This window comes from Streptomyces sp. NPDC001508, from assembly GCF_040298665.1.
Taxonomy (GTDB): domain Bacteria; phylum Actinomycetota; class Actinomycetes; order Streptomycetales; family Streptomycetaceae; genus Streptomyces.
The window spans coordinates 32,548-46,771 of the sequence record NZ_JBEPAP010000034.1; the positions used below are offsets into that span (position 1 = coordinate 32,548).

8 protein-coding genes are annotated in these 14,224 nt (G+C 72.0%); 4 read left to right on the forward strand and 4 right to left on the reverse strand.

The window, feature by feature from the left end; all coding sequences use genetic code 11:
* Positions 1-119 precede the first annotated feature (119 nt).
* Positions 120-734: a TetR/AcrR family transcriptional regulator gene (locus tag ABT245_RS27000; RefSeq protein WP_351737889.1), complete on the forward strand. Its 615-nt coding sequence runs from the start codon at positions 120-122 to the stop codon at positions 732-734.
* A gap of 890 nt (positions 735-1,624) precedes the next feature.
* Here ABT245_RS27000 and ABT245_RS27005 read toward each other — a convergent pair.
* Positions 1,625-2,638, reverse strand: a complete 1,014-nt coding sequence (locus tag ABT245_RS27005) for a DUF2510 domain-containing protein (RefSeq protein ID WP_351737891.1) — start codon at positions 2,636-2,638, stop codon at positions 1,625-1,627.
* A 250-nt stretch (positions 2,639-2,888) separates the two neighbouring features.
* Here ABT245_RS27005 and ABT245_RS27010 point away from each other — a divergent pair, with 250 nt between their 5' ends.
* Positions 2,889-5,570: an ATP-binding protein gene (locus tag ABT245_RS27010; RefSeq protein WP_351737894.1), complete on the forward strand. Its 2,682-nt coding sequence runs from the start codon at positions 2,889-2,891 to the stop codon at positions 5,568-5,570.
* A gap of 248 nt (positions 5,571-5,818) precedes the next feature.
* On the opposite strand, the gene ABT245_RS27015 is transcribed toward ABT245_RS27010, so the two are convergent.
* The gene (locus ABT245_RS27015) at positions 5,819-6,889 is read right to left on the reverse strand and encodes an ATP-dependent DNA ligase (protein ID WP_351737897.1); all 1,071 of its coding nucleotides are present in this window, start codon (positions 6,887-6,889) and stop codon (positions 5,819-5,821) included.
* An 89-nt stretch (positions 6,890-6,978) separates the two neighbouring features.
* Here ABT245_RS27015 and ligD point away from each other — a divergent pair, with 89 nt between their 5' ends.
* Positions 6,979-8,004, forward strand: coding sequence for a non-homologous end-joining DNA ligase (gene ligD / locus ABT245_RS27020; RefSeq protein ID WP_351737900.1), 1,026 nt, complete (start codon positions 6,979-6,981; stop codon positions 8,002-8,004).
* 214 nt (positions 8,005-8,218) lie between these two features.
* Here the strand turns inward: ligD and ABT245_RS27030 are convergent, their stop codons facing one another.
* Positions 8,219-10,366 carry an OmpL47-type beta-barrel domain-containing protein gene (locus ABT245_RS27030; protein ID WP_351737997.1) on the reverse strand — a complete coding sequence of 716 codons (2,148 nt, stop codon included), beginning with the start codon at positions 10,364-10,366 and terminating at the stop codon, positions 8,219-8,221.
* 47 nt (positions 10,367-10,413) lie between these two features.
* The gene (locus ABT245_RS27035; RefSeq protein ID WP_351737903.1) at positions 10,414-12,894 is read right to left on the reverse strand and encodes a ThuA domain-containing protein; all 2,481 of its coding nucleotides are present in this window, start codon (positions 12,892-12,894) and stop codon (positions 10,414-10,416) included.
* 189 nt (positions 12,895-13,083) lie between these two features.
* Between ABT245_RS27035 and ABT245_RS27040 the strand changes: the two genes are divergently transcribed.
* Positions 13,084-14,130: a multicopper oxidase domain-containing protein gene (locus tag ABT245_RS27040; RefSeq protein WP_351737905.1), complete on the forward strand. Its 1,047-nt coding sequence runs from the start codon at positions 13,084-13,086 to the stop codon at positions 14,128-14,130.
* The last annotated feature ends 94 nt before the right edge of the window (positions 14,131-14,224 follow it).

The following is a 14,224-nucleotide window of genomic DNA, read 5'->3' on the forward strand; positions in this document are numbered from 1 at the left end:
TACGCCCGTGTACCGGTACACTGACGTATCGATTGATGTGCGACACACTGGGAACAGATGGTGGACCCGCCCTTCGAGCGCAGCCCCGGGAGCGGGCCGAGGAGTGAGGAGAGCAGCGCATGACGTCGCAGGCCGCGGACGGACCGGAGACGGTCGCCGCCTCGCGCCGCTCCAAGATCACGCCCGAGCGTGAGCGGGAGTTCTTCGACGCCGTGCTCGAACAGATCCGCGAATGCGGCTATGACTCCGTCACCATGGAGGGCGTCGCCGCCAGCACACGGTGCAGCAAGTCCACGCTCTACCGGCAGTGGAAGACGAAACCCCGGTTCGTGGCGGCGGCGCTGCGTGCGAACAGCCGGGTGCGGTTCGGCGGGATCGACACCGGATCGCTCGCGGACGACCTGCGCGAGGCCGCGCACGCCGCGGGCGACTGGTCCGGCAAGGACACCCGGCTGCTGCAGTCGCTCGGCCATGCCATCACGGCCGACCACGAACTGAAGGGCGTGCTGCGGGAGGCACTGGTCGACCCCGAGATCGCCGCGCTCCGGGAGATGCTGCGGCGCGGGGTCGAACGCGGCGAGGTACGCGCGGACAACCCGGCGCTGGAGTACGTGCCCGCCATGATGTTCGGCGTGCTGCGCATCCGGCCCGTGCTGACCGGCCAGTACGCCGACTCCGCCTATCTCGTCGGGTTCGTGGAGGCCGCCGTGCTGCCCGCGTTGGGCCTGACCTGAGACTCAGGCCACCGTCCTCGGGATGACGGGACGGTGGCCTGTGCGCGCCGCACCGTGGGGACGGGGGCGGCGCACCCCGGCCGGGTGGGGCACCCCTTGAGCGGAGGGCCCCCACCCGGCCGGCCACTTCCCCGCGTCCCCCACCGACCCGCCAGCGAGGCACCCCCGGACGGCCGTCCCGCGTGGCGCGCGCGAGCCGCCCCGGATCGTCGTCCCGCGTGGGCGGCAGACCGGGATGGTCGTCCCGCGCGGGCGAGGCCCCTTCGACGGTCCCTCCGCGAACAGGGCGCTCTGGACGGCCGTCCCGCGCCCCGGCGGGCTGTCCGCGCGCGTGGTGTTCCGGCCGGCGCGTCCCGCGCGGGTGAAGGCCCCCGAGACGATCGTCCGGCGTGAGCAGCGGGCCCGGGACGATCGTCGGGTGTGAGCACCAGGCTGGGGATGGTCGCCGGCCGGGAGCGATGTGTCCGGGGCGGCCGTCCCGCGTGGCGAGCTGCACCGGACGGCCGTCCCGCGCGGGCGAGAGGTCCGGGACGGTTTCACGCGCGCGGTACCCCCGGACGGCCGTCCCGCGTGGCGAAGGGCCAGGAGGGTCGCCCCGCCTCGATCACCACGTACGCCCCGAGCCCGTCCGCCAGGTCGGCGACCGACTGGACGGGTCTTCACGGCCGTCGGCGAGCGCGGCCAACTGCCCAGGACCGCTTCCCGCGTGGCGAACTGCCCCGGGGCGGCGTCCCGCGCGCGTGGTGCTCCGTACGGTCTTCGCGCGCGGGTGAGGGGGCTCGCGCACTGGGCGTACCCCTGGCACCTGTTGAGACGGTCTTCGCGCGCGGGTGAGGGGGCTGCGACGGTTGTCGCCGGCGTGCCGCGGCTGGGCGCTCGGTGTCGGTGGGTCAGACGTTCTGGCCGTTGCCGCCGCCCGACGACACCTTGATGCCCCGAGTGATGTCGTCGATCACCGATGCGTTCTCCCCGACGTCGACGCCGAAGCGGACCACCACGATCTGCCGGGCGTTGGCGGGGGAGGGGAACGCGAGCGATTCGACGTAGCCGTCGGCGCCCTTGCTGGTGACCGCCTTCCAGCGGACCATGTAGCCCTTCTGCCCGGCCACGGTGACCGCCTTGGCGGCCAGCACGTCGTGCGAGGTGATGCCGCCGTAGGTCTTGCCCCCGTACGACTCCTCCGCGTTGGCCGTGATGTCCGCCTTGGCGACCTCCTCGGCCGTGCTCCCGTCGGTGCCGAGCGCCAGCGCCGGCGCCGAGTAGGCACCGCCCTTGGTGCACGTCTGGGAGGTGTCGCCCGGGCACTTGTAGGAGTGGCCGGACGTCAGCTGCGCGCCCGCGTTGAACGCCTGCCCGGTCCAGCCGTCCGGCACCGGCAGGCTGATGCCGTTGACCTGGTCCGACACCGTGCCGCCGCCCTCGACCTTCGGTGCCTCGGACTCGCCCGGCGTCGGCGAGCCGCCACCGGAACCGCCCGACCCGCCGGATCCGCCTCCCGAGCCGCCGCCCGGCCCGCCGAAGGGACCGCCCTGCCCGCCGCCCTGCCCGCCGCTCTGCCCCTCGGTACCGCCCGGGCCACCCGGCCCCTGCTGGGAACCGGCCCGGTCGCCGCCGGAGCCGCTGTCGGACAGCGCGTACACGCCGACCCCGATGCCCGCGAGCACCGCCGCCGCCACGCCGACCGCGATCCCGGTGCGCAGCCCCCGCCGGGGGCCGGCCGGCGGCTGCGCGGGATAGGGCGGATAGAGCCCGGCCGGCTGCGTCGGGGGACCCCATGCGGCGGTCGGCCCGGCGGGGCGGGTCTGGTCCGTCCATGCCTTGCCGTCCCACCAGCGCTCGGTGGGCGGACCGTCATTCGTCTGCCCGGGGTCGGGGTACCACCCGGGAGGAGTCACCTGCGTCATGACCCCACCGTATGAGGCGTCGGTGAAAGCCGGATGAGAGGCCCCGGGACCATCGCCACCGCCCGGCCGCTCCGGGCCCGTCGACCGCCCGTTCGCTCGACACCGGGCCGCCGGGGCCGGGGCGTGCCGCCCGGTCGGGACCCGTTTCCCCCGTCATGGCAAGAGCTGCGCGGACGCTCCTGCGTGCGACCCGTCGGACGGCTACGCTCGGGATCCGTACGTCGTTCGGGCGACTTGGGGAGGCAACGAGATGACGCAGGTAAGGCCCCGGTTGGCCGCCTCCGCCTCCCTGTGGGAGCGCGACGCGGAGATCGCCGCCGTCACGCGGGCGCTCGACGTCCTGTGCGCCGACCGGTCGTCCGAGGGAAGCCTGCTGGTGTTCCAGGGCGAGGCGGGACTCGGCAAGACCGCGCTCCTGGCCGAGATTCGGCGCATCGCCGAGCGCCGCGGCTGCACGGTGTGGTCCGCCCGCGGCAGCGAGACACTGCGGTCCGTCCCGTTCAACGTGGTACGCCAACTGCTGCAGCCCGCCCTGGTGTCGATGCGGCCCGAGGAGGCGCGCGACCACCTCGGCGACTGGTACGACATCGCCGGCCCCGCCCTCGGCATCGCGGACCCCGTGGCGGGGCAGCCCGACCCGCGGGCCGTGTACGACGGACTCGTCGCCACGGTGGGCCGGCTGGCCGAACGGGACCGGCCGCTGGTGCTGCTGATCGACGACGCCCACTGGGCCGACCAGGAGACCCTGTGCTGGCTGGCCGCCTTCACCCAGGGCCTGTACGACCTGCCCGTGCTGGTCGTGGTCGCCCAAAGACCCGGCGGGGTGAGCGGCGAGAGCGCCCGGCACCTCGACGCCGTGGCCGCCGTCGCGGGCAGCCCCGTCGCCCGCCTCAGCGCCCTCAGCCCGGACGCCACGGCCGGACTGACCCGCGCCACCCTCGGCCCGCACGCCGACGCCCCGTTCTGCCGCGAGGTCTGGGCGGTCACCGGCGGCAACCCGTACGAGACGGTCGAACTCCTCGCCAAGGTCCAGGACAGCGAACTCGAACCGGTCGAGGCACGGGCCGGCGACCTGCGCCCGCTCAACCGCTCCGCCCGCGGCGGCGAACTCGTCGCCCGGCTGGAGGGCCTGGGCATGGACGCCACCCGGTTCGCCTGGACCGCCGCCGTCCTCGGCACCGGCATCACCGTGGACCAGGTCGCCCGACTCGCCACCATGAGCGTCGAGGCGGCGGAGCGCTGCGCCGACCTGCTGCGCGCCGCCCGCATCCTCACCCGGCCCGACCCGGCGGACGCCCACCCGGGCGAGGGCGACCTGGAGTTCGTCCACCCGCTGATCGCCTCCGCGGTCTACCACTCCATCCCCGAGGCGCTGTGCACCGCCATGCACGGCATCGCCGCCCAGGTCGTCACCGACTCGGGGCGCGGTGCCGCCGCGGCCTCCCGGCACCTCCTGCGGGTGCACCCGGACGACGACGAGGAACTCGTCGAGCAACTGCGCGAGGCCGCCCGGGAACACCTCGCCGTCGGCGCGCCCGACGCGGCCCGTCGCTGTCTGGAGCGCGCCCTGCTGGAGCCGCCGCTGCCCGAGGTCCACGCCCATGTGCTCTTCGAACTGGGCTGCGCCACCCTGCTGACGGCGCCCGCCACCACCATCGACCATCTGCAGCGTGCCCTGGCCATGCCCGGTCTCGACGGTGCCACCCGGGTCGACGCCGTCGTCCGGCTCTCCCAGGCGCTCCTGCACAACGACCAGCTGGAGGACGCCGTGCGCACCGTCGAGGCGGAGGCGGCGCGCCACGAACCGGGTCCCGCCCGGATGCGGCTGCAGGCGGTGCGCTCCATGTGGGAGGTCGTCCACGGCGAGGCCGCGGCGCCCGGCCGCTCCCAGCGGCTCGCCGATCTGGCCCGGACCTGCACCGGCCGCGACACCTCCGAACGGGCCCTGCTGATCCTGCGCGGATGGGACGCGATGACGCACGGTGAGAGCGCCGAGGAAGTCGTCGAGTGGTGCGACCGCGCCCTGGTCGACGGCCGTCTGGCGCCGGGCCTCGGCTGGACCGACACCGAGTGGAGCATCGAACTGCTGATCATGCTGGGCAGTTCGTACGCCTGCGCCGACCGGCTCGACCGTGCCGAGAGCCTGTTCGCCGAGGCGCTGCGCACCTATACGACCGCGCGCTGGAGCGGTGGCCACCTCATCCTGGCGAACGCGGGCCTCGGACTCGCCCTGCGCAGACAGGGCCGGCTGAAGGAAGCGGAGGCCGTCCTGCGCGATGCGCTGGAACTGGCCGAGGGGATCGGCCGACGGCTGCCCCTGCACTGGTCGGCCACCTGCGGACTCATCGATACGCTGCTGGCCCGCGGCCAGGTCCAGGAGGCATGGGCGGTCGCCGAGCAGTACGACTTCGCGCCGCCCCATACGTCCACCATCGTGCTGCCCGACACCCGCTGTGTGCGCGGCCGGCTGCTGCTCGCCGTCGGCCGCACCGAGGAGGGCATCAACGAGCTGGAGGCCGCCGAGAAGGCCGCCGCGTCCCGCGGGGGCCACAATCCGGTGCTCGCGCCCTGGACCGTCGACCTGGCCAGGGCGCTCGCCGTGACGGACCCGGCGCGGGCCGCCCGACTGGCCACCGACGCCCGTCGGCAGGCCGAACGGTTCGGCACCGACACGGCGATCGGCGAGGCCCTGCGCTGTGCGGCGGCCCTGGAGACCGGGCAGCGCGCGGTGCGCCTCGCCGCCCGGGCCGTGGCGCATCTGGAGGCATCGCCCTGTCGGTACGAACACGCGGCGGCCCGCATCGAGTACGGCATCGCTGCCCGCTCGGCCGCCGAACTCGACCGGGGCCTGTCACTGGCGCGTTCCTGCGGCGCGGACGGACTGGTGGCCCGGGCCGAAGCGGCACTGAGCGCTCCGCCGGGGGCGCCGTGAGGCGTCGGCGGTCGTCCGCGGCGCCGTCGTGGCCTGCCGCGCAGTTCCCCGCGTCCCTACCGCTTCGGGGCGCTGGTGAACCGGAGCGGATTTCGCCGGGCCCGCTTGTCACACTGTGAGGAGTTGCTCGGTGGCCGCCGTCGGGTGTTTGCGCACCTCGGGGTCGGTGGAGAGCGAGGCCAGGAAGATCTGGCCCATCCGGGCCCCTGGCCGCTTCGGGCCGGCCTCGGGCGTGCGGGAGGCGTACGTCAGGGCCGGGGGCCGAAGATTTCCGCGAGGTCGTAGCGCACCGGTTCCTCCAGCTGGGCGTAGGTGCAGCTCTCGGCGGTGCGGTCCGGGCGCCAGCGGCGGAAGCGGGCCGTGTGCCGGAAACGGGCACCGCTCTCCATGTGGTCGTACGCCACCTCCGCCACCCGCTCCGGCCGCAGCGGCACCCAGGACAGATCCTTCTTGCCCGACCAGCGGCTCGGCGCCCCGGGCAGCCGGGCCGTCTCGTGCGCGGACTCCTCGGACCAGGCCGCCCACGGGTGCCCGGTCACCTCGGTCATCCGCAGCGGCTCCAGCTCCTCGACCAGCTCAGCGCGCCGCTTCATCGGGAAGGCCGCGGACACACCCACATGCTGGAGCGTGCCGCGGTCGTCGTACAGGCCCAGCAGCAGCGAGCCCACCACCGGACCGCTCTTGTGGAAGCGGTAGCCGGCCACCACGACATCCGCGGTGCGCTCGTGCTTGATCTTGAACATTACCCGCTCGTCCTGCCGGTAACGCCCCGCCGGCGGCTTGGCGATGACGCCGTCCAGGCCCGCGCCCTCATACTGCTCGAACCACTGCCGCGCCACCTCGATGTCCGTGGTCGCCGGCGCCACATGCACCGGAGCCGTGGTCCCGGACAGCGCCCGCACCAGCAGCGCCCGCCGGTCCGTCAGCGGCACGTCGAGCAGCGACTCGTCGTCCAGCGCCAGCAGGTCGAAGGCGACGAACGAGGCCGGTGTCCGCTCGGCGAGCGTACGCACCCGGGAGTCGGCCGGATGGATGCGCTCGGTCAGCGCGTCGAAGTCCAGCCGCCCGTTCAGGGCGATCACGATCTCCCCGTCCAGCACACACCGCTTGGGCACCCGCTCCTTGAGCGCCGCGACCAGTTCGGGAAAGTACCTGGTCAGCGGCTTACCGGTGCGGCTGCCCAGCTCCACTTCGGGCCCGTCGCGGAACACGATGGCGCGAAAGCCGTCCCACTTGGCCTCGTAGTGCATGCCCGGCGGGATCCGCGCCACCGGCTTGGCGAGCATCGGCTTCACGGGCGGCATGACCGGTAGATCCATGTACTGATTCTGCGCGTGTGCGCGACTTCGCGCATACGCCGGGTGTCTCCCGGTGTGCGAGGTGTGCCCGGTACGCCTACCGTGGCCGCATGGCTGACGCGGTGGAACTGGAAGCGGGCGACCGGACGGTGCGGCTGTCCAGCCCGGACAAGGTCTTCTTCCCGGAGCGCGGTTTCACCAAGCTGGACCTCGCCCGGTACTACCTGGCGGTCGGCCCCGGCATCCTGCGCGCCCTGCGCGACCGCCCCACCACCCTGGAGCGCTACCCCGAGGGTGTGACCGGCGAGTCCTTCTTCCAGAAGCGGGCGCCCAGAAACATGCCCGACTGGATCCCGACCGCCCACATCACCTTCCCCAGCGGTCGCAGCGCCGACGAGATGTGCCCCACCGAGGAGGCCGCCGTCGTGTGGGCGGCGCAGTTCGGCACGCTCACCTTCCATCCCTGGCCGGTGCGCCGCGACGACGTCGACCGGCCCGACGAACTGCGTATCGACCTCGACCCGCAGCCCGGCACCGACTTCGCCGACGCCGTGCGCGCCGCCCACGAACTGCGCGCGGTGCTCGACGAGTTCGGGGGACTGCGCGGCTGGCCCAAGACCTCCGGCGGACGCGGTCTGCATGTCTTCGTGCCGATCGAGCCCCGCTGGACCTTCACCCAGGTGCGGCGCGCTGCGATCGCCGTCGGCCGGGAACTGGAACGCCGCATGCCGGACCTGGTGACGATCAGATGGTGGAAGGAGGAGCGCGGCGCGCGCATCTTCCTCGACTACAACCAGACCGCGCGCGACCGCACCATCGCCTCCGCCTACTCCGTGCGTCCCCGCCCGCACGCACCGGTCTCGGCCCCGCTGCGCTGGTCCGAGCTGGACGAGGTCAGGCCCGAGGACTTCGACCTCGCGACCATGCCCGCGCGCTTCGCCGAACTGGGCGATGTGCACGCGGACATGGACGACCACGCCTTCTCCCTGGAGGCCCTGCTCGACCTGGCGCGCCGGGACGAGCACGAGCACGGCCTGGGGGACCTGCCGTACCCGCCCGAGTACCCGAAGATGCCGGGGGAGCCCAGGCGGGTGCAGCCGAGCCGGGCGCGCAAGGAGAAGCCGGCCGGGTCCTGACGGCCGGCCGGCTCTCCTCGCCGCACGGTTCCCCGGTGCGCGGCTCCTGGCCGCACGGTTCTCCGGTGCGCGGTTCCTGGCCGCACGGTTCTCCGGTGCGCGGTTCCTGGCCGCACGGTTCTCCGGTGCGCGGTTCCTGGCCGCACGGTTCCCCGGTGCGCGGCTCCTGGCCGCACGGTTCTCCGGTGCGCGGTTCCTCAGTGCGTCGCGTCTCCTACAGGTCCTTGATCCGGACGTCCCGGTAGGAGATCACGTCCGTCGTGCTGTGCACCTGGAGTCCGATGTAGCCGGAGGCGAACCGCCGCCCGTCCGTGCCCGGGTCGTCCGAGCGGGGCGGGGAGAAGTCCTGGCCGCCGATGTTGTCGAACTCGTTGAGCAGCACACCGTTGCGGTAGACGGAGTAGTGCTGGTCGACCACGCGGATCTCGTAGTCGTTCCAGGTGCCCTTCTGCGTCACACCGGCACCGGCCAGCCCGACCCGGTCGAAGCCGTAGATCGAGCCGGTCTTGTACATGTCGCCGTCGGGCCGGTCGAACACCTGCACCTCGTGCCCGAACTTGATGGCGACCCACTCCGGCCGCGACTCCTCCGGATGGTCGTGGACCTGCGGGAACCGCACGAACACCCCGGAGTTGGCGTTGCCCGTGCCCGGAGCGTCGTCACGCCACTGCAGCCGCAGCGAGAAGTCGCCGTACTTGCGCTGCGGGTACCACAGCATGCCCAGGCCGTCCCTGCTGGTGCCGCTGGTGATCGACCCGTCACCGTTGCGCGCGAAGGAACCGCCGCCCACGTGCTCCCACTGGGCGAAGGAGTCGGCGGTGCCGTCCAGGATCGTGCGGTAGCCGGTCGTCTGGCCCGGCTTGCCGATGCCGGACTGGCGGGCGGCCTTCTGGACGGTGTGGTATTCCCGCCGGTCGATCACCCCTTCCTTGCGGAGCCGGTCCAGGACCGTCTTCACATGCTTGAGGAACAGCGCCTGGGACGTCCACTCCTTCTCGTCCTCGATCAACTCGTTGATGCGGCACCGGTTGTCGGTCACCCGGTTCGGCACACCCGAGTCCACCGTGCCGACGATCACCGTCAACCGCTCGTCGTACTCGGGGCAGTTGGGCGCGGGCACGCCCCCGCCCGCGACGACCGTGAAGCTCACGGAGCGCGGTTCGGAGGTGTTGCCCGCCTTGTCGCTCGCCCGGTACGCCACCGTGTGCGCAGCGGCCCGGTCCACCAGCACGGGGCCGGTGTACGCCAGGTAGGGGCCGGCGTCGAGCGAGTACTCGATGCCGGCCACCCCGGAACCGCCCTCGTCCGCGGCGGTCACGGTCACCTTGGCGTTGCCCACGTACGCCCCGTCCGAGTTGCGCGTGCCGTCGACGCTCACACCCGTGACCGGCGGGACGGTGTCCTGCGGCGGGGCGGAGACCACGGTGAACCCGACGCTCTTGCCGGCGGACACATTGCCCGCCTTGTCGGTGGCCCGGTAGCGGACGGTGTGGGTGCCTGTCCGGTGCACCATCACCGGTCCGGTGTACGGCTGCCAGGCGTCCGTGCCGACCGCGTACTCGATGGTGTTGACCCCCGATCCGGTGTCCGATGCGGTGACCGTGACCGTCGCCATGTCGATATAGGCGCCGTCGGCGTTGCGTTCACCGCCGACGGTCGCCGAGGTCTCCGGCGGGGTCGTGTCGTCCGAGGGCTGGGCGACGACGGTGAACCCGACGCTCTTCTCCGCGGACACATTGCCCGCCTTGTCGGTCGCCCGGTAGCGCACGGTGTGGCTGCCCACCTGGTCGATGACCACGGGGGCGGTGTACGGCTGCCAGGCGCCGTCGGGGCCGATCGCGTACTCGACGCGGTCCACGCCCGAGCCCTCGTCGGTGGCGGCGATCGACACGCTTGCCGAACCGACGTACGCGCCCTGCGCGTTACGGGCGCCGTCGACCGTCGCCGAGGTCTCGGGCGCCGTCGTGTCCGAGCCGCCGCCCTCGGTCACCACCAGGATGCCCTGCATCTGGCCGTGGCCGGGGATGGTGCAGTGGTAGAAGTAGCGGCCCGGCGTCAGGGTGACCTCGGCGGTGTGCCGGCCGCCCTGGTCGTCGAACGGGTTGGCGAGGATGTTGACCTGGACGTCGTCGTTGAACTCCGGGTCGGTGGTCACGAAGGTCAGTGTGTGCGGCATGCCGGTGGTGTTGCCGGTCGCCGCGCTGTTCTCGAAGACGATCGTGGCCTGCCCCGCGACGGCCGTCGTGGGCGCCGAGAGGTACTTGGTGATGTCGTCGCCCGCGGTCCAGGAGAGCAGCTGCTCGGCCGCCGCCGCGGGGGTGTCCTGGCGTCCGGCGGCCGGTGTCGCCTGGAGCCCGAGCATCACGAGGACGGCTGCCAGCAGCGCCGTCAGGATTCTTCGTGGCCGTATCACTGTGCCCCCCTGGCGAGTTGGTCGGCGGGCGGTGTCGGACCGCCGCCGGTGTATGTCACCCGCCACAGCGCCGACCTGCCGTCCGAGGTGAAGAAGCCGCGCCCGTAGTCGAGGACGTACAGCGCGCCGTCCGGACCGAACTTCCAGTCCATGAGGTTCTTGATGCCGTCGTTGCCGATCGGCACGATCTTCTTCAGGGTCTCGGAGTGCACCGGCAGCCCGCCGTCGCCCTGGGTCCTCGGATCCATGAGCACGGCGTTGCGCGGCTGGTCGGCGTCGTAGAAGTCGCCGATGAACCACTTGCCGTCCCAGTAAGCGGGCCACTTCACGGCGCTGTCGCTCGTCGCGTCATAGCGGTAGACGGGACCGTTCATCGCGGCCTGCCCGCCGCCCTTGAGCCACGGCAGCCGGTAGGTGGCCTCCTCCTTCTTGTACGAGGGGATGCCGTTCGCGTCACGCGGGTAGTCCGGGCCGCCGCCCTGGGGCGAGTACCAGACGTTGTTGCCGGTGACCGGCGGGATGGTGACGAGCCCGTCGTTGTTCGGCGACTCGTTCTTCGGGTGGTCGCAGTCGTACCAGCCCAGCGGCTTCGACGGGTCGGGCAGATTGCGGTCCCGGTAGGGCTGCTTGTTGCCCATGCAGTACGGCCAGCCCCGGTTGCCCGCCTCGGTGATGACGGCGAACGTGTCGTACTTGGCCGGACCCCAGGTGGCCGACGGCTCGCCCGCGTCCGGGCCGACCCAGCCCGCGTACAGGATGTCCGTCGTCCTGTCGACGAAGATGCGCGCGGGGTTGCGCACACCCATCACATAGATCTCGCCGCGCGTCCTGCCACCGCCCTCGTCGGTCTCCTCGCCGGTGAAGAGGTTGCCCTGCGGCAGCGTGTACGTCCCGTCGGGCTCCGGGTGGATGCGCAGGATCTTGCCGTTGAGGTTGTTGGTGTTGCCCGCGGTACGGCGCGCGTCGGCGAACGACACGCCCTTGTAGCTGGGCTGCGGGTTGTTGCCGGAGTAACCGTCGCTGAACCCACTGGAGTTGTTGTCACCGGTGGCGATGTACAGGTTGCCCCGGGAGTCCCAGGCCATCCCGCCGCCCGCGTGGCAGCAACTGTGCACCTGTACCGGCCACTTGAGCAGCACCTTCTCACTGCTCAGGTCGAGCTTGTCCGTGGCCGGGTCGAGGGTGAAGCGGGAGACGCGCCGCTCCGCCATCTGTGTGTCGCGGTTGAGCCGAGAGTGGGGTGTGTAGTGCAGGTACACCCAGCCGTTCTGCTCGAAGCTCGGGTCGAGTTCGATCCCGAGCAGGCCCTCCTCGACCTTCGTCAGCTCGTCGCCGCCGCCCTTGTTGCCGAAGACGGTCAACTCCCCGGCCAGGGTGACCTTCTTGGTCTTCGGGTCGTAGACGTGGATCTGCCCCTTGCCCTTGCCCACGTCCGGGTTGCTCCAGTCGGTGATCACGGGCTGCGAGGAGTCCGCGCCGCCGCGGCCGATGTACAGCACCCGGCCGTCGGGCGCGGCGACCAGGCCGTGCGGCTCGCCGATCTGGTCGTTCTGCCCGGGCTGGTTGGCCTGGGTGAGGCGCTCGGCCCGGTAGTTGGCGTCGATGGTCGCCTTGCAGTCGGCCTGGCTGAGCCGGGTCGTCCACAGCAGGGCGCCGCGCAGATGGGCACGGAAGTCGCTCTCGTCGTACGACGAGACGGTGCCGCCCATGCCGGTGTAGAAGGACCGGCCGCCGTCGTAGTCCCGGCACCAGCTGACCGGGTGGTCCGCGCCGTTGGCGCTCGCCCCGGGCTGGTACGTCGACTCGCGCACCCGGGCCACCGTGTGCACGGCGCCGGACGGGTTCTTCACCCAGTTGAACCACTGGTCCGGCCGCTTCCACTGGAGCGGCAGGTCCTTGGTGGCCGGATGCCGGCGGTCGCCCACCTCGACCGTGGCCCGCTGGACCGCCGCCGGGCCCAAGGCGGCCGGGCGCGCGCCGATCAGACCGGTGAACCAGTCGGAGTACGGCTCGGCGCGGGCCGCGTCATGGATGCCGACAAAACCGCCGCCCGCCTCCATGTAGGCCTCAAGGCCGGCCTCCTGGTCGGGATCGAGCACGTCACCGCCGCCGGTCAGGAAGACGACGGAGTTGAAGCGGCCGAGTTCTGTCGCGTCGGTGAACACGGCGGCGTCGTCCGTCGCCTCGACCGCGAAGCGCTCCTGCGCGGGGCCGGACAGCCCGATCTTCTCGATCGCCTCGATCCCGGCGTTCACCAGCGGTGACTCGACCCCGGCGGCTGCGGAGCCGTAGAAGAGCAGCACTCTTACGTTCGCGCCGCCCGGCGGCGACTTGATAGACATCGTTGTCAGGGAGGGGTCCTGCCGCGCGTTCGCGGCCGGGCCCGAGAGCAGTCCGGCCGTGATGACCCCCGCGGCAACGGTGGCCGCCCAGGCCCGTCTCCTCCTGCTTGTGGCGCTCAACCCTCGTAAGTGCATGGGCACCTCCTCGGTCACGGCAACAGCGCCAAGAAAGCTAGGCCCCTTTGCGCGGCCCGCCAATACCTATGACCGCAATCAAACGAACTTTGTCCTGAGAGTGGATAAACGGGCGCGGGGCCGGTACCGTCGCACAGGTTCATCACAGGTACGCCTCCGCAAAGTCCTTATGAGGGTGGGGAGTTCCGCATGGACAGACGCGCGTTCAACCGGAGGGTGCTGCTGGGCGGCGCGGCGGTCGCGACATCGTTGTCCCTGGCGCCCGAGGCCGTCAGCGCGGGCACGCCGCCGCGCACCGCACCGGTCGGCGGCGAGGTCAGACACATCAAGCTGTACGCCGAGAAGCTGGCCGACGGGCAGATGGGCTACGGCTTCGAGAAGGGCAAGGCGACGATCCCCGGGCCGCTCATCGAGCTGAACGAGGGCGACACACTGCACATCGAGTTCGAGAACACCATGGACGTGACCGCGAGCCTGCATGTCCACGGCCTCGACTACGAGATATCCAGCGACGGCACCAAGCTGAACAAGAGCGATGTCGAGCCCGGTGGCACCCGCACCTACACCTGGCGCACCCACGCCCCCGGCCGCCGGTCGGACGGCACCTGGCGTTCCGGCAGCGCGGGCTACTGGCACTACCACGACCATGTCGTCGGCACCGAACACGGCACCGGCGGCGTCCGCAAGGGCCTGTACGGCCCGGTGATCGTGCGCCGCAAGGGCGACATCCTGCCCGACCGCACCCACACGATCGTCTTCAACGACATGACCATCAACAACCGCCCGCCGCACACCGGGCCCGACTTCGAGGCGACGGTGGGCGACCGGGTCGAGTTTGTGATGATCACGCACGGCGAGTACTACCACACCTTCCATATGCACGGTCACCGCTGGGCGGACAACCGGACCGGCCTGCTCACCGGGCCCGACGATCCCAGCCAGGTGATCGACAACAAGATCGTGGGACCCGCCGACTCCTTCGGGTTCCAGGTGCTGGCGGGGGAGGGCGTCGGCGCGGGCGCCTGGATGTACCACTGCCATGTCCAAAGCCACTCCGACATGGGAATGGTCGGCTTGTTCCTGGTCAAGAAGCCGGACGGGACGATTCCCGGATACGAGCCGCACGATCCGCACGGGTCGCACGATCCGCACGGGTCGCACGGGTCGCAGGGGTCGCACTCATCGGCCCCGTCGTCTTCGTCGTCCTCGTCGGACGGGGGCCACGCCGGTCACTGAGCGCTGAGCGCTCCGCTCGGTGGGGCCGTTGGACCGTTGCCGTTCGTCCGCGGGGCGGTCGGGTGGCCGGTCGCGCGGTTTCCGCGCCCCTGCG